Consider the following 15,483-nt stretch of genomic DNA (forward strand, 5'->3'; position numbering starts at 1 on the left):
ACAAAGGTCGTCTGAAAAGCTTTTCAGACGACCTTACTTACAAAAAAATTACAAATCGCTATTCCACTTCAACCGGTTTGCCTTGCTTATCAATATAAAAAAATTCATCTTCACTAAAATCTTCGTCTTTAAATATATTCTTCATATTAACAAGTGCCACACCATTTTGGAAATCATTAAAAGTACCAAATTTGAACGGTATGATTACTTTGCCGGTTTTATCTAAATAGCCGAATTTGCCGTTTAATTCTGCACCAATCAGACCTTCGCTCAATGAACCTAGATATGTATATTTAAAAGGAATAACTACCTTTCCCTTTTTATCGATATAACCATATTTATCATTTTGTGTAACTTTTGCCATACCATCCTGAAAACTAGAAGCACTTTTATATCGAGCAGGAATTACCCACTTATTTTCCTTATCAATATAACCCCATTTATCAAGAATCTTAACAGCAGCTAAGCCTTCATTAAAATAAAAAGCTTCTTCATATTTTGTTGGAATAACCATCTCACCTTTTGTATTGATATAACCATATTTATTTGTATCAGCAGTGGCGACTGCAGCGAGTCCTTCACTGAATGAATCGGCTTTAACATATTGAAATGGGATGACAACTTTACCCTTTGTATCAATAAAACCCCATTTACCTTTTTGTTTGGTAGGAGCAATACCTTGTTCAAAATCACCAGGCAAGTCTTCAAATTTTAAAGGAATAACTTCTTTGCCACTGGCGTTAATATAGCCACATAAAATCTGATCTGATTTTCCTACGGTTTTACATACTGCTGCCAATCCTTCATAAAAATCATGGGCAACGTAATATTTGAGCGGAACAACAACTTTCCCTTGTCGATTGACAAAACCATATAAAAAAGGAATCTTCTCGTTACCCGGCTTAGTAACCATAGACAAACCTTCTTCATTAAGGCACTCAACCATGCTATAACCTTCTCTACCGGTTAATTTTGGTTTTTCGCAGGTATCAGCCAGTGCAACAGGCATATACACTGAAGCGATGAAAGCACCTAAAAATATTTTCTTCATATATTAACTTTATCTAAAAATGATGTATGAATTTTATAAAAATTCATAAGGCATGTCCATATTCAAAAACAGTTAACTTACTTAAGATATTTTCAGACGACCTTTCCACCTAAAACAAAGCATTTGCAGCAAGCCTCCCTGCCCTAAAATCTCAAAAACTGTTAAAATATGAGGCTGTTTCGGCATATCTTGCTTCTTATGCAAACCGATGTGGACGTGAAACAAACTTACAGTCGGTTTCATCGCAATTTTGGTATCGCTATCGGTATTAATCGCCGCCGACCACACGGCCTTAGAGGCCGTCTGAAAACATCATCCATCCCTATCGACCACAAAAGGAAGAAAACATGAGCGCCATCATCGACATCTTCGCCCGCGAGATTTTGGATTCGCGCGGCAACCCCACCGTAGAATGCGACGTGCTGCTGGAAAGCGGCGTGATGGGTCGCGCGGCCGTGCCCAGCGGCGCGTCCACGGGCCAAAAAGAAGCCCTGGAACTGCGCGACGGCGATAAAGCCCGCTATCTGGGCAAAGGCGTATTGAAGGCAGTCGAACACGTAAACATCGAAATCGCCCAAGCCCTGATCGGCATCGACGCTTCCGAACAAAGCTACATCGACAAAGTGATGATCGAACTGGACGGCACCGACAACAAAGGCCGTTTGGGCGCAAATGCCACCCTGGCCGTTTCCATGGCCGTCGCCCGCGCCGCAGCCGAAGATGCCGGACTGCCGCTCTACCGCTACCTGGGCGGTGCCGGACAAATGGCCATGCCCGTACCAATGATGAACGTCATCAACGGCGGCGCGCACGCCAACAACAGCCTGGACATCCAGGAATTCATGATTATGCCCGTCGGCGCGCCGACCTTCCGCGAAGCCCTGCGTTGCGGCGCGGAAGTCTTCCACGCCCTGAAAAAACTGTGCGATGCCAAAGGCTTCCCCACCACCGTCGGCGACGAAGGCGGTTTCGCACCCAACCTGAACAGCCACGAAGAAGCCTTGAAACTGATGCAGCAGGCCGTTGCCGACGCGGGCTACAAAACCGGCGAAGACGTACTGTTCGCCTTAGACTGCGCCTCCAGCGAATTTTACAAAGACGGCAAATACCACCTCTCCGCCGAAGGCAAAGCCCTGAGCAGCGCGGAATTTGCCGACTACCTGGCCGACCTGGCCGCCCGCTACCCCATCGTTTCCATTGAAGACGGCATGGACGAAAACGACCGCGAAGGCTGGAAACTGCTGACGCAAAAACTCGGCGGCACAGTCCAACTGGTGGGCGACGACCTGTTTGTCACCAACCCCAAAATCCTGGCCGAAGGCATCGAAGACGGCATCGCCAACGCCCTGTTGGTCAAAGTGAACCAAATCGGCACATTGAGCGAAACCCTCAAAGCAGTCGAACTGGCCAAACGCAACCGCTACACCAGCGTGATGAGCCACCGTTCCGGCGAAACCGAAGACAGCACCATCGCCGATTTGGCCGTCGCCACCAACTGCATGCAGATTAAAACCGGCTCGCTCTCCCGCTCCGACCGCATGGCCAAATACAACCAACTTCTCCGCATCGAAGAAGAATTGGGCGAAGCGGCCTACTATCCGGGCAAAGCCGCGTTTTACCAACTAAAAAAATAAGGCCGAAACATGAAGTGGGTAACTTTGGTGCTCGTGTCCGCCATCACCCTTTTCCAATATCAACTGTGGATAGGGAAAGGCAGCTATCACGACGTGGTCGTTACGGACGGCAAAATAGCGGCACAACAGGCCACGAACGCGAATCTGCAGCTGCGTAACAACGCCCTGAGTGCCGAAGTCGCCGACCTGACCGACGGCAGCGAGGCCATCACCGAAATCGCCCGCGTCGATTTGGGCTACATCGAACAAGGCGAAACCTACTACCGCCTGATCAAACGGAACGATTAAGGCTTCCCGCCCGTTCCTTCAACAAAGGCCGTCTGAAAACCCGCAAACAAGGTTTTCAGACGGCCTCAATCCATATTTTCAGACGGCCTAACTTTGTTTATCATCTGCTTTCCATTTCCCGACCAACATCAGGAGGACACCATGCAGGACACCGCCGCCTACGTCCGCGCCCAGGCCGCCGCCGCGCGCAACGCCTATTACGCCGTATCCGCCGCCGACAGCTCGGCCAAAAACGCCGCCCTGCTCCGCACGGCCGAACTACTGGACAAACACCGCACCGCAATCTTGGCCGCCAACCGCCAGGACATGGAAAACGCCGAAGCAAAAGGACTGGACGCCGCCATGCTCGACCGCCTGCAACTTTCCGACGCGGGCATAGACAACATCTGCGAAGGCCTGCGCCAGATTGCCGCCCTGCCCGACCCCGTGGGCGAAATGGACGAATTCCGCACCCGCCCGAACGGCCTTCAAATCGGCAAAATGCGCGTACCGCTCGGTGTCATCGGCATCATCTACGAATCGCGGCCGAACGTAACCGCCGATGCCGCCGCCCTGTGCCTGAAATCCGGCAACGCCTGCGTCCTTCGCGGCGGCAGCGAGGCCGTCAACAGCAACAGCGCGATTGCCAAACTGTTCCGTCAAGCCCTGCACGAAAACGGCCTGCCCGCCGATGCCGTCTGCTTTATCGAAGACACCGCCCGCGAAGGCGTGGGCGCGATGCTGCAAAGCCCCGATTTAATCGACGTCATCATCCCGCGCGGCGGCAAATCGCTGGTGGCGAGGATTGCCGCCGAAGCCCGCGTACCGGTCATCAAACATTTGGACGGCATCTGCCACGTCTATCTGGACGAATTTGCCGACCCCGAAAAAGCCGTCTCCATCGCCTTCAACGCCAAAACCTCGCGCTACGGCACCTGCAACACCATGGAAACCCTGCTGGTCCACGCCGCCCGTGCCGCCGAACTCCTGCCGCCGCTGGCAGAAAAATACCGCGAAAAAGGCGTGGAACTGCGGGGCTGCCCGCAAACGCTGTCCATACTGCCCGACATTCAGACGGCCTCCGACCAAGACTGGGACACCGAATACCTCGCCCCCGTACTTGCCGTCAAAATCGTCGGCAGCCTCGAAGAAGCCGTCGCCCACATCAACCGCCACGGCAGCGGCCACACCGACAGCATCGTAACCGAACACCTCGGCCGTACCCAAACCTTCCTGCGCGCCGTCGATTCCGCCAGCGTGATGGTAAACGCCTCCACCCGTTTTGCCGATGGCTTCGAATACGGCCTCGGCGCGGAAATCGGCATTTCTACCGACAAAATCCACGTCCGCGGCCCCGTCGGCCTGCACGGCCTGACCTCGCAAAAATGGATCGTGCTCGGCAACGGCCAAATCCGTACCTAAACCCTGCAAGGCCATCTGAAAAACAATTTTCAGACGGCCTCCCAACCGCAAAACCACATACGGCAAACACATGGCGAACCAACGGGAAAAGCGCGTCAAACCATCCAACAAACACCACAGCCAGCCCTTTTGGCAGGCCGACAAACCCTACCTGCACGACTGCCAGATTACCGACGGCGGCTTCCGCGCCCTCGGCTACATCATGTCCTTCCTTGCCGGCGCAATCAACGCCGGCGGTTTCTTCGCCGTCAAAAGCTACACCTCGCACATCACCGGTTCGATGTCGGGCGCTGCAGACGCGGCCTATCTGGGCGACTGGCACGGCTTCTTCGCCGCCATGTCGTGCGTAGTCGCCTTCCTAATCGGCTCCGCGCATTCCAGTTGGACGATACTGTGGGCGAAACGCCAACGCTTCCGCAGCAGCTACGGCCTGTCGATGTGGCTGGAAAGCCTCTACCTGCTCGCCTTCGGCCTTTTGGGCGTGGCCTTGTCGCACTACGGCCGCATCCTCCTGCCGCCCACCGTGCTGCTGCTGTGCTTCATCATGGGGATGCACAACACCGTCATGACCGTACTCTCCGGCGGCATCATCCGCTCCACCCACATGACCGGCACCGTAACCGACCTGGGCATCGAATTGGGTAAAGTGCTGTATTACCGCCGCAGCAAAAACCCAAAACTGCCCGACATCGCCGTCAACCGCCCGAAAATGCGCCTGCTGCTGGCACTCCTGGCCGCCTTCATTTTAGGCGGCGTAGTCGGCGCGTGGGGCTACCACCGGCTCGGCTACCACTTCACCCTCCCCGTGGCCGCCCTGCTGTTCTGGTTCGGCGCCGGATCGGTCGGCTACGACGCCAAACTGCGCTGGCGCATCTACTGGCGGCAGAAAAAACGGTTTAAACGGTAGGCAGGGCGTAATATCAAGTTAAGGCCGTCTGAAACACCGCACAATCGGCTATAGTTGCAGTATTTCCACACCCGACAGAAAGGACAATCATGAAACTGTTCAACACGATTACTGTCATCACCGTTTCCTCCGCCCTGATGCTCGGCGGCTGCATCACCTACCCCGACGGCACACAGAAAACCAGCAAAACCGCCATGTACGGGCTCGGCGGCGCGGCGGCCTGCGGCATTATCGGCGCACTGACCCACGGCGGCAAAGGCGCGCGCAACTCCGCCCTGGCCTGCGGCGCGGTCGGCGCGGGCATAGGCGGCTACATGGACTACCAAGAGAAAAAACTGCGCGAAAGCCTGGCCAACACCGGCGTGGATGTGGAACGCAACGGCAACCAAATCAAACTGGTGATGCCTGAAAACGTTACCTTCCCCACCAACAGCTCCACGCTGAACGCCAACGCGCAAAACGCCTTGGCCGCCGCCGCGCAAACCCTGACCCAATACCACGACACCACGCTGACCATCAACGGCCACACCGACAACACCGGCTCCGACGCCATCAACGATCCGCTGTCGCAACGCCGCGCCCAAGCCGTTGCTTCCTATCTGCAATCACGCGGCGTGAGTGCTTCCCGCATGAACATCTTCGGCCACGGCTCCCGCCAGCCGATTGCCTCCAACGCCACCGTTGAAGGCCGCGCGCAAAACCGCCGTGTCGAAATCTTAATCAATCCGGACCAAAATGCCGTGCGTGCCGCACAACAGCAACTGCGTTGATTAAGTTCTTTTGCCGCATGACAAAAGGCCGTCTGAAAACAACTTTCAGACGGCCTCATTTTATGCAGGGGCATCAACCGCTGCCTGCGGGTTTGATATCCATAGATTTGCAATTTGCCGCATCGTTATCCTGCCGCTACCGAAAAAATTGATTTCATCGTTCACCCTGCTGCATAACATAGATAATGAAAAGGAAAAAACAAAAGGCCGTCTGAAAAGGATTTTTAGCTTTTCAGACGGCCTTCCGCTATTTTACCTATTTCACCCACCAAGTCTGCAACGCCCAAGATGCCGCCTGATAGTATTTCGGCGGACGGGCGGGGATGCCCAGCGTACGGCGGTAAATGATGCGGTAGCGGTCGCTGTACCAGTTGGGGACGACGATGTATTGGTGGCGCAATACGCGGTCGAGGGCGCGGGCGGCGGTAACCAGTTCGCGGCGGTCGGAGAAGTGTTCAAACCGTTTCAGCAGTTGTTCGACGGCAGGGTCGCATACGCCCGCATAGTTGCCGCTGCCTTTGGTTTGGGCGGCGGCACAGCCGAAATAGTCGATTTGTTCGTTGCCCGGGCTTTGACTGTTGGAGTAAGTGGCCATAATGATGTCGTAGTCGAAATCGGCCAGCCGCTTTTGATAAAGGGAGGCATCGACGGTGCGCAGGTTGAGGGTGATGCCGATTTTGGCCAGGTCGCGCTGCCATTTGCCCGCCACGCGCTCGAAGGTTTTGCTGTTGGTCAGATATTCCAATACCAGCGGCCTGCCCTGTTTGTCGGTCAGCACGCCGTTTTGATAACGGTAGCCGGCCTCCAGCAGCAGGCTGCGGGCTTTCAGCAAATTCGGTCGGATGCCGAGCGCGGGGTCGCTCTGCGGCGGCATCGGCACGGGTTGGCGGAAGACGGCGGCAGGCAGGCGGTCGGACAGCGGGGTCAGCAAGGCGAGTTCGGCGGCATCGGGCAGGCCGGAGGCGGCCATTTCGCTGTTGGTAAAGAAACTGGGGCTGCGGCGGTAGGCATCGTACATCATGCGGCTGTTCACATTTTCAAAGTCAAAGCTCAAAACCAAAGCCTGCCGTACCCGGATGTCTTTCAATGCCGCACGGCGTTGGTTCAGGACGAAACCCTGCATGCCGACGGTGTTGCTGTGCGGCAGTTCGGCCTTTTCCAGCCCGCGCTTTTTCAGGATGTCGGCCGGATAGGCGCGCGCCCACGAACGGGCGGCGGTTTCCTGCGTGAAGTCGAAATCGCCCGCCTTCACGCCTTCAATCCGCATGGTCGGGTCGCGCAGGTAGCGGAAGCGCACAGTGTCGAAGTTGTACATGCCGCGCCGCGAGGGCAAATCGCGCGCCCAATAGTTTTTGTCGCGGGCAAACTCGCTCAGGCGGCCTGAATCGGTTTTCACCAAACGGTAGGGGCCGGAACCGATGGGGGCGGTGTTGCCGCCCTTTTCCAAACCCTGCGGGTAACTTTTGCGCGAAAACACGGGAAGCTGCCCCAAAATCATGTGCAGTTCGGCATTGCGTTTTTTGAAGCGGAAGCGGACGGTTCGGCTGTCGGGCGTTTCCACCGCCGCCACGTCCGACCAATAGAATTTCCAACGCGGTTGCGCGGCTTTGTCCTGCGTCAGCAGTTTGAACGAGGCGGCCACGTCTTCGGCCAGCACCGGATCGCCGTTGTGGAAACGCGCTTTCGGATTGAGCCGGAAGGTAACGGAGAGGCCGTCTGAAGCCAGCGAAATATCTTGCGCCAACAGGCCATACATGGCAAAAGGATCGTCGCCGCCCTCCGTCATCAGCGTATCCACCGTCAGCATCGCAACGCCCGACTCCGCCGAACCTTTCAAGGTAAACGGGTTCAGCGTATCGAAACTACCCTGCACAGGCAGGGTGAAACTGCCGCCCTTGGGCGCGTTCGGATTCACATAGCCGAAATGTTTGAAACCTTCGGCATACAGCGGCGGCTGCCCCAAACCGGCCGCATAACCGGCAACGGCGGGACGGACGGCGGCCGACAACAGGACGGCGGCGCAAAAGGCGGAAACGGCGGACGGCTTCATGCGGATACCTTGCAGGCAGAAAAAGGAAAGCCGCATTGTAACCCGTTTTCAGACGGCCTTTTCCACCGCCGCGCAAACTCAGCTATAATCGCGCCTATTTTCATCTCCCAACCAAGGACTATCGACATGGGCTTCCTGCAAGGCAAAAAAATCCTGATTACCGGCATGATCTCCGAACGCTCCATCGCCTACGGCATCGCCAAAGCCTGCCGCGAACAAGGCGCGGAACTGGCATTCACCTATGTGGTGGACAAACTCGAAGAACGCGTACGCAAAATGGCCGAAGAACTCGGTTCGCAACTGGTATTCCGCTGCGACGTACAAAGCGATGCCGAAATCGAGCAACTGTTTACCGATCTGGGCAAAAGCTGGGACGGCCTCGACGGCTTGGTACACGCCATCGCCTTCGCCCCGCGCGAAGCACTCAACGGCGACTTCCTCGACAGCATCAGCCGCGAAGCCTTCAACACCGCACACGACGTTTCCGCCTACAGCCTGCCCGCGCTGGTGAAAGCCGCCCGCCCGATGATGAAAGGCCGCAATTCCGCCGTCGTCGCCCTCTCCTACCTCGGTGCGGTGCGCGCCATCCCGAACTACAACGTCATGGGTTTGGCCAAAGCCAGCCTCGAAGCCGCCATCCGCTTCACCGCCTCTTCGGTCGGCCGCGACGGCATCCGCTGCAACGGCATCTCCGCCGGTCCGATTAAGACACTGGCCGCCTCGGGCATAGCCGATTTTAGCAAACTGCTCAAACACGTTGCCGACCAAAACCCGCTCGGCCGCAACGTAACCATCGAAGAAGTCGGCAACGCCGCCGCCTTCCTGCTGTCCGACCTCGCCTCCGGTATCACCGGCGAAATCACCTATGTGGACGGCGGTTACAGCATCAATGCCCTGAGCGAAGTCTGATTCTCGCACATCAGACCGTCTGAAAAACAGCGCAGGCACGGAAACTTCCGCACCTGCGTTTTTTCATGCGCCGAAACAGCAAAAAATCGCCGTATATTGCCCAAAACAACCGAAAATCATATAAATATAACGAAAACGACGCATTTCCCTACACTGCCGCCTTTATTGATACACGGCAACATCACGAAAGGACAAAATCATGTCAATCAAACAAGAATTCAAAGATTTCATCATGCGCGGCAACGTCGTCGACCTCGCAATCGGTATGGTGGTCGGCACCGCCTTCTCAGGCATTGTCAAATCACTGGTAGACGACGTCATCATGCCCCCCATCGGCCTGCTGATCGGCGGCGTGGACTTTTCCAACCTGTTCCTCACTTTGAAAAACGGCGCCAACGCCCCGGCAGACGGCTACGCCTCACTGGCTGCCGCACAAGCGGGCGGCGCGGTTACCCTGAACCTCGGCCTGTTCATCAACAGCATCATCAGCTTCCTCATCATCGCCTCCGCCATCTTCATGGTGGTCAAAGCCCTGAACACTTTGAAAAAACAGGAAGCACCGCCCGAAGAAGCACCGGTCGAACCGAGCGAAGAAGTATTGCTGCTGCGCGAAATCCGCGATTCATTGAAAAAATAATCCCCACGCATATTAAGCAGCCGTCTGAAAACATTTTCAGACGGCCTTTTGTCAGCGGATGGAAGTGATGGCGGCATTTTTTCCCTTTGGTATCAAACGTTGCATCGCGATAGGAAACTATAGTGGATTAAATTTAAACCAGTACGGCGTTGCCTTGCCTTGCCGTACTATCTGTACTGTCTGCGGCTTCGTCGCCTTGTCCTGATTTAAATTTAATCCACTATAAATAATCAAACTGTCTTGTACCATCCGGCCAAACGGTATGCGGGCGGATGATGTTTACGATACTGGCCCGCCGTGATTTTGAAAGGCCGTCTGAAACATACTTTCAGACGGCCTTTCTGTCGGGAAACCTCAAGGGTAGGCGATATAGGCGTAAGCCGAGTGGTTGTGGATGCTTTCGAAATTTTCGCTTTCCACCGTGAAGGATTCTATCCTGTCGTCGCCGCGCAGGGCGACGGCCACGTCGCGCACCATGTCTTCGACGAATTTCGGGTTTTCATAGGCGCGTTCGGTGACGTATTTTTCGTCGGGACGTTTCAAGAGGCCGTAAAGTTGGCAGGAGGCTTGGTTTTCTACAATGTCGATAACCTCTTCCACCGATACGTTTTCGCGGCACACCAGCGATACGGTAACGTGCGAACGCTGGTTGTGCGCGCCGTATTGCGAAATTTCCTTCGAGCACGGGCAGAGCGAGGTAACGGGTACCAGCACTTTGAGGCTGTGGCGGTATCCGCCGCCGGCCACTTCGCCGCAGAGGGTAACGTCGTAATCCAACAGCGAGCGGATGCCCGATACGGGTGCGGTTTTCTGGCGGAAAAACGGAAACGCGATGCTGATTTTGCCCGCGTCGGAATCCAACAGCTCCAACATGCGCTGGGTGAGGTCTTTCAGTTCGCCGTAATCGAGTTCGCGGCGGCGGTCTTCCATCAGGGCGACGAAGCGCGACATGTGCGTGCCTTTTTGTTCTGCGGGCAGGCGGACGGTCATGGTGAGCCGGGCGACGGTGGACTGGGTGCCGGAGGCGGTGGTGATTTGCAGGGGGAAGCGGAGGTCTTTGATGCCGACTTGGTTAATCGGCATATTGCGTAAATCTTTACTGCTCTGCACATCGGCGATGGCATTCATGCGTTGTTATTCCTTAAAGGGCGTGCGTGTTTGAGAAATGCGCGAGTATATATCCGCAGCCGCGTGGCGGCAATGCGGATTGGGAATGTCTATTGTTTGATAGCCTTTCGAGGCCGTCTGAAAACCGCTTTCGGACGGCTTTGGCGTGTTGCCGCCGTTTTTCAGACGGCCTACAATCCCGTTTCCCGTCAAACCATCGGAAGACAGAGATGAAATACCGTTTCGACACCCAAGCCATCCATACCGCCTACAACCCCGACGAACACAACCGCGCCATCATGCCGCCGATTTATCAAAATTCGATGTTCGCCATGAAGGAAATCGGCGAGCAGATCCCCTTCCGCTACGCCCGTTTGAGCAATCCGACGCGCAAGGTGCTGGAAGACACGGTGGCCGCGCTGGAACACGGCGCGGCGGGCTTTGCTTTCGGCAGCGGCATGGCGGGCATAGACTGCGTGTTCCGCACTTTTTTACGGCCGGGCGACACCGTCGTCGCCGTCTGCGACATCTACGGCGGCAGCTATGATTTGCTGACCGAAGTTTACGCGCCTTGGGGGGTGAACGTCGTGTTTGCCGATTTGACCGACCCCGCCAACCTCGACCGCGCGTTGGCGGAAAATCAAAACGTGAAGCTCGTGTGGCTGGAAACGCCGTCCAACCCGCTTTTGCGGCTGGTGGACATCGTCGCGCTGGCGGCCAAGGCCAAGGCGGCAGGCGCGCTGGCCGGCATTGATAACACTTTTGCCACGCCCTATCTGCAACAGCCGCTGGACATGGGCTGCGACATCGTTTTCCATTCGGCCACCAAATATTTGTGCGGCCACTCGGACGTTTTGATGGGCGTGGTCGTCGTGAAAGACGAAAAGCTGGCCAAACCCATGCAAAACATGATGGTGAATACCGGCGGTGTGGCCGGCCCCATGGATTGCGCGCTGGTGTTGCGCGGGATTAAAACCCTTGCCCTGCGGATGCGGCGGCACTGCGAAAACGCGCTGGAAATCGCCCGCCGCCTGGAAAACCACCCCGCCGTGGAAAAAGTGTTCTACCCCGGCCTGCCGTCGCACGAACATCACGCGCTGGCGCAAAGGCAGATGGCCAAAGGCTGCGGCGGCGTGGTCACACTGTATCTGAAAAACGACAGCCGCGAAGCCGCAAACAGTGTGATTAAAAACATGAAACTGGTTACGATGGCTTCCAGCCTGGGCGGCGTGGAAAGTTTGGTGAACCACTGTTACAGCCAGTCGCACAGCGGCGTACCGCATGACGTGAAGATGCAGCTCGGCATCAAGGTCGGCCTGCTGCGTTTCTCCATCGGCATCGAAGACGTGGAAGATATTTGGGCGGATATTTCATCCGCATTGGATACCACGTTATAAAGGCCTGCAGGCCGTCTGAAAAAACTTTTCCGCTTTTCAGACGGCCTGCCGTTTTATAGGAAGTCGCCCGATATGCGCAAATGGCTGAAAAGGGAGCCGCTGCCCGCTGCTGCCGATGACGCACCGGCAGCAGGTTTTCTTTACTGTCAGCATGCTGGTGATGTACAGCTGCCTGCTGTGGATAATGCCGATATACCTAAGCGACAAACACAACCGCTTCAAATAACCAAAGGCCGTCTGAAAACCCGAAATACGGTTTCAGACGGCCTTTCCGTTTCCTTCAACTGTGGATTACCAAATATCCGATTTGATTTTCCGCTTCAGGCTCGGATGTTCGGACAGCTTGAATTCCGGGTCTTTGCCCATTCTGAGTTTGGCCGAATAATCTTTCAGCAACAGGAACACCAGCGGCGACAGCAACAGGATGGCAACCAGGTTGATCAACGCCATCGTGGTCATGGTCAAGTCCGCCATATCCCACACCAGCGGCACTTCGGCCACCGCGCCGAAATACACCATGCCCAACACGGCCATACGGAAAATGGCGATTGTCAGCCAATGGTTGTTGATGAACTGCATGTTCGATTCCGCATAGGCGTAGTTGCCGATGATGGTGGAGAAGGCGAACATGAACAGGATGGCGGTCAGGAAGTCCGCACCCCAGTTGCCGACCTGGCTGACAATCGCGGTCTGCGTCAGTTCGACGCCGCTCAAGGTTTCGTAAGGCGCACCTGAAGCAAGCACGATAAACGCGGTGCAGGAACAAACGATGATGGTATCAACGAACACGCCCAGCATCTGAATCGTGCCCTGCGACACCGGGTGCTTCACATCGGCTGCTGCGGCGGCGTTCGGGGCGGAACCCTGTCCGGCCTCGTTGGAATACAGGCCGCGCTTGATGCCATTGAGCATGGTTTGCGAAATCAGGCCGCCGAGCAGGCCGCCTCCGGCCGCGTCAAAACGGAAGGCATTGCCGAAAATCTGGCCGAACACGGCCGGCACGGCGCTGATATTCATCGCCATGACATACAACGCCATCAGCAGGTACAAAACCGCCATAATCGGCACCAGCCCTTCGGCAATGCGCGAAACGCGGCGGATGCCGCCGAAAATAATCGGCGCGGAAAGGATGACCAAGGCAACGCCGACCGCATCCCTATCCCAGCTCCACGACCCTTTGGCCGCCACCGCGATGGTATTGGACTGCACGGCGTTATAAACCAAACCGAAGCAGAAAATCAGGCTGACGGAAAACAGCACCGCCATCCAGTTCTGCCCCAAGCCCTGACGGATGTAATAAGCAGGGCCGCCGCGGAAGTGGCCGTTTTTGTGGTCGCGGACTTTGAAAAGCTGCGCCAGCGACGATTCGGCAAAGGCAGAGCTCATACCGATGACGGCGGTTACCCACATCCAAAACACCGCGCCCGGCCCGCCCAAATGAATGGCGATGGCCACACCGGCGATATTGCCCACACCCACACGGCTGGCCAATCCGGTCACGAAAGCTTGAAACGGCGTGATGCCGTGCGGATCATCGACCGCCTTACGCCCGCCCAGCATCTCGCGGATGCTGCGGCCGAACAGGCGGATTTGGACAAAACCGGTGGCCAAAGTGAAAAACAGCCCCGTACCCAACAGCAGGAAAATCAGATAAACGCCCAATTCGCCGTTAATCTTATTGACCCATTCGTGTATCGTCTCAATCATAAATTCCGAACCTCCCAAACAGAACCGGCCGTCGCCCATGCGGCGGACATACGGCGGAAAAGGCGCGATTGTAATATACTGCAAAGAAATTGAGAAAACTTTACATTGCAACCGCAGGCCGTCTGAAACATCCCCGCCCTTCAGACGGCCTGCGGCTGCCAAACCGAGGATACGCCCGTGTTTACCGTCCAACGCATCTATGCCTTCCACCCCGAATCCGGCCTCTGCGCCGTCTTCATCGACCGCCTCTACCCGCGCGGAATTACCAAAGAAACATTCGCCGCCGTCGAATGGCTGAAAGACATCGCCCCCAGCACCGCCCTGCGCCGTTTCTATCACGAAAATCCGGAGGAAAACTTCGCCGCCTTCGCCTCCCGCTACTATAAAGAACTGAACGGTGCAGAAACGAAGCAGGCCGTTTCACGGCTGCTCGAACTGGAAAAAGCGCACGGCGAAGTCCGCCTGCTGACCGCCGTCCGCCATCCGGAACAGTCACACGTTTCCGTATTGGCGGACTTCCTCGGCGAAACCTTCGTTTACCTCGATAAAACAGACGGTGCCTAGCGTCTTCGGCAACTGCCGTTTTCCGCCCACTTTCACTCAAAGCGACATTTTCCGTGCTGAAAATTCTCACAAAATATCCGGCCTGACTGCCGTTTTCCGCCTCGAATTTTCCGCTCCCAGGTCAAAAACCCGCATGGAAAAGTAATTATCGACAGACCCTAATCCTTTCAGACGGCCTGCTATAATCCGCCGCCTATCCCGTTCAAACTCGCATTCAGGCAAACACCATGACTGACATCCTGCAAAAAATCCTCGCCACCAAAGCCGAAGAAGTCGCCGCCGCCAAGGCCGCCGTCCCATTGGAAACACTCCGTCGCCAAGCCGAACAAGCCGAAGCGCCGCGCGGCTTTATCGCCGCCATCTGCGCCAAACGCACCGCCGGTCTGCCCGCCGTGATCGCCGAAATCAAAAAGGCCAGCCCGTCCAAAGGACTGATACGCCCCGACTTCGATCCCGCCGCCCATGCCGCCGACTACCAACGCGGCGGCGCGGCCTGCCTGTCGGTATTGACCGACGAACCATACTTCCAAGGCGCGCCCGAATACCTGAAACAGGCCAAAGCCGCCTGTTCGCTGCCCGTATTGCGCAAAGACTTCATCATCAACGAATATCAGATTTACCAAGCGCGCGCCTGGGGTGCGGATGCCGTGCTGCTGATTGCCGCCGCACTGGAAGCGGGACAACTCGAACATTTCGAACAAACCGCGCACCAATTAGGCATGGACGTATTGCTGGAGCTGCACGACGAAAGCGAATTGGAAAAATGCGCCCGCCTCACCACCCCCCTGCGCGGCGTCAACAACCGCAATCTGCGCACGTTTGAAGTCAGCCTCGACCAAACCCTGCGCCTGCTGCCCCGTTTGGACGGCAGCATCGTCGTGGCCGAAAGCGGCATCCGCAACAAAGCCGACGTCGAATCCATGCGGAAACACGGCGTGCACACCTTCCTCATCGGCGAAACCTTCATGCGTGCCGACGACATCGCCGCCGAAGTCGCCAAACTGTTTTAACGCCCGCCCGTCCTGCCCCGGCACACGGATGCCCGGACTGTGATATAGTGC

14 protein-coding genes are annotated in these 15,483 nt (G+C 56.1%); 10 read left to right on the plus strand and 4 right to left on the minus strand.

Going from position 1 to position 15,483, the window contains the following annotated elements:
- Positions 1-58 precede the first annotated feature (58 nt).
- Complete coding sequence (locus BM261_RS07555) at positions 59-1,051, minus strand: WG repeat-containing protein (protein ID WP_074897061.1); 993 nt, start codon at positions 1,049-1,051, stop codon at positions 59-61.
- 347 nt (positions 1,052-1,398) lie between these two features.
- Here BM261_RS07555 and eno point away from each other — a divergent pair, with 347 nt between their 5' ends.
- The 5 genes from eno to BM261_RS07585 all read left to right on the plus strand — a co-directional run bounded on the left by eno (position 1,399) and on the right by BM261_RS07585 (position 6,051).
- Positions 1,399-2,685, plus strand: coding sequence for a phosphopyruvate hydratase (gene eno / locus BM261_RS07565; RefSeq protein WP_074897066.1), 1,287 nt, complete (start codon positions 1,399-1,401; stop codon positions 2,683-2,685).
- 9 nt (positions 2,686-2,694) lie between these two features.
- Positions 2,695-2,973: a cell division protein FtsB gene (gene ftsB, locus BM261_RS07570; protein ID WP_049251662.1), complete on the plus strand. Its 279-nt coding sequence runs from the start codon at positions 2,695-2,697 to the stop codon at positions 2,971-2,973.
- Between the two features lie 102 nt (positions 2,974-3,075).
- Positions 3,076-4,374 (plus strand): glutamate-5-semialdehyde dehydrogenase, encoded by a 1,299-nt coding sequence (locus tag BM261_RS07575; RefSeq protein ID WP_256205708.1) that lies wholly within the window; start codon positions 3,076-3,078, stop codon positions 4,372-4,374.
- A gap of 70 nt (positions 4,375-4,444) precedes the next feature.
- Positions 4,445-5,281 (plus strand): YoaK family protein, encoded by an 837-nt coding sequence (locus BM261_RS07580; protein ID WP_074897071.1) that lies wholly within the window; start codon positions 4,445-4,447, stop codon positions 5,279-5,281.
- An 89-nt stretch (positions 5,282-5,370) separates the two neighbouring features.
- The gene (locus tag BM261_RS07585; RefSeq protein WP_041961528.1) at positions 5,371-6,051 is read left to right on the plus strand and encodes an OmpA family protein; all 681 of its coding nucleotides are present in this window, start codon (positions 5,371-5,373) and stop codon (positions 6,049-6,051) included.
- Between the two features lie 256 nt (positions 6,052-6,307).
- On the opposite strand, the gene BM261_RS07590 is transcribed toward BM261_RS07585, so the two are convergent.
- Complete coding sequence (locus BM261_RS07590) at positions 6,308-8,101, minus strand: extracellular solute-binding protein (RefSeq protein ID WP_074897150.1); 1,794 nt, start codon at positions 8,099-8,101, stop codon at positions 6,308-6,310.
- 126 nt (positions 8,102-8,227) lie between these two features.
- On the opposite strand from BM261_RS07590, the gene fabI reads away from it, so the two are divergent.
- Entirely contained in the window at positions 8,228-9,010 is a 783-nt protein-coding gene (gene fabI / locus BM261_RS07595) for an enoyl-ACP reductase FabI (protein WP_074897073.1), read from the plus strand.
- A 199-nt stretch (positions 9,011-9,209) separates the two neighbouring features.
- Entirely contained in the window at positions 9,210-9,647 is a 438-nt protein-coding gene (mscL, locus tag BM261_RS07600) for a large conductance mechanosensitive channel protein MscL (protein WP_074897075.1), read from the plus strand.
- Between the two features lie 354 nt (positions 9,648-10,001).
- On the opposite strand, the gene folE2 is transcribed toward mscL, so the two are convergent.
- On the minus strand, positions 10,002-10,775 hold the full coding sequence (gene folE2, locus BM261_RS07605) for a GTP cyclohydrolase FolE2 (protein ID WP_049250380.1): 774 nt from the start codon (positions 10,773-10,775) through the stop codon (positions 10,002-10,004).
- A 209-nt stretch (positions 10,776-10,984) separates the two neighbouring features.
- On the opposite strand from folE2, the gene BM261_RS07610 reads away from it, so the two are divergent.
- Positions 10,985-12,151: a trans-sulfuration enzyme family protein gene (locus BM261_RS07610; RefSeq protein WP_074897077.1), complete on the plus strand. Its 1,167-nt coding sequence runs from the start codon at positions 10,985-10,987 to the stop codon at positions 12,149-12,151.
- 291 nt (positions 12,152-12,442) lie between these two features.
- On the opposite strand, the gene BM261_RS07615 is transcribed toward BM261_RS07610, so the two are convergent.
- Positions 12,443-13,858, minus strand: a complete 1,416-nt coding sequence (locus BM261_RS07615) for an alanine/glycine:cation symporter family protein (protein ID WP_114910558.1) — start codon at positions 13,856-13,858, stop codon at positions 12,443-12,445.
- Between the two features lie 177 nt (positions 13,859-14,035).
- On the opposite strand from BM261_RS07615, the gene BM261_RS07620 reads away from it, so the two are divergent.
- Positions 14,036-14,422 (plus strand): DUF488 domain-containing protein, encoded by a 387-nt coding sequence (locus tag BM261_RS07620; RefSeq protein WP_074897079.1) that lies wholly within the window; start codon positions 14,036-14,038, stop codon positions 14,420-14,422.
- Positions 14,423-14,649: 227 nt separating this feature from the next.
- Positions 14,650-15,432 carry an indole-3-glycerol phosphate synthase TrpC gene (gene trpC / locus BM261_RS07625; RefSeq protein ID WP_074897082.1) on the plus strand — a complete coding sequence of 261 codons (783 nt, stop codon included), beginning with the start codon at positions 14,650-14,652 and terminating at the stop codon, positions 15,430-15,432.
- The last annotated feature ends 51 nt before the right edge of the window (positions 15,433-15,483 follow it).

It is taken from the genome of Neisseria elongata subsp. elongata (assembly GCF_900113545.1).
GTDB classification, from domain to species: domain Bacteria; phylum Pseudomonadota; class Gammaproteobacteria; order Burkholderiales; family Neisseriaceae; genus Neisseria; species Neisseria elongata.

Excerpts from the sequence above, each read along its gene's own strand:
- BM261_RS07555 (WP_074897061.1), bottom strand. The coding sequence starts at position 1,051 with ATGAAGAAAATATTTTTAGGTGCTTTCATCGCTTCAGTGTATATGCCT.
- eno (WP_074897066.1), top strand. The coding sequence starts at position 1,399 with ATGAGCGCCATCATCGACATCTTCGCCCGCGAGATTTTGGATTCGCGC.
- ftsB (WP_049251662.1), top strand. The coding sequence starts at position 2,695 with ATGAAGTGGGTAACTTTGGTGCTCGTGTCCGCCATCACCCTTTTCCAA.
- BM261_RS07580 (WP_074897071.1), top strand. The coding sequence starts at position 4,445 with ATGGCGAACCAACGGGAAAAGCGCGTCAAACCATCCAACAAACACCAC.
- BM261_RS07585 (WP_041961528.1), top strand. The coding sequence starts at position 5,371 with ATGAAACTGTTCAACACGATTACTGTCATCACCGTTTCCTCCGCCCTG.
- BM261_RS07590 (WP_074897150.1), bottom strand. The coding sequence starts at position 8,101 with ATGAAGCCGTCCGCCGTTTCCGCCTTTTGCGCCGCCGTCCTGTTGTCG.
- fabI (WP_074897073.1), top strand. The coding sequence starts at position 8,228 with ATGGGCTTCCTGCAAGGCAAAAAAATCCTGATTACCGGCATGATCTCC.
- mscL (WP_074897075.1), top strand. The coding sequence starts at position 9,210 with ATGTCAATCAAACAAGAATTCAAAGATTTCATCATGCGCGGCAACGTC.
- folE2 (WP_049250380.1), bottom strand. The coding sequence starts at position 10,775 with ATGAATGCCATCGCCGATGTGCAGAGCAGTAAAGATTTACGCAATATG.
- BM261_RS07610 (WP_074897077.1), top strand. The coding sequence starts at position 10,985 with ATGAAATACCGTTTCGACACCCAAGCCATCCATACCGCCTACAACCCC.
- BM261_RS07615 (WP_114910558.1), bottom strand. The coding sequence starts at position 13,858 with ATGATTGAGACGATACACGAATGGGTCAATAAGATTAACGGCGAATTG.
- trpC (WP_074897082.1), top strand. The coding sequence starts at position 14,650 with ATGACTGACATCCTGCAAAAAATCCTCGCCACCAAAGCCGAAGAAGTC.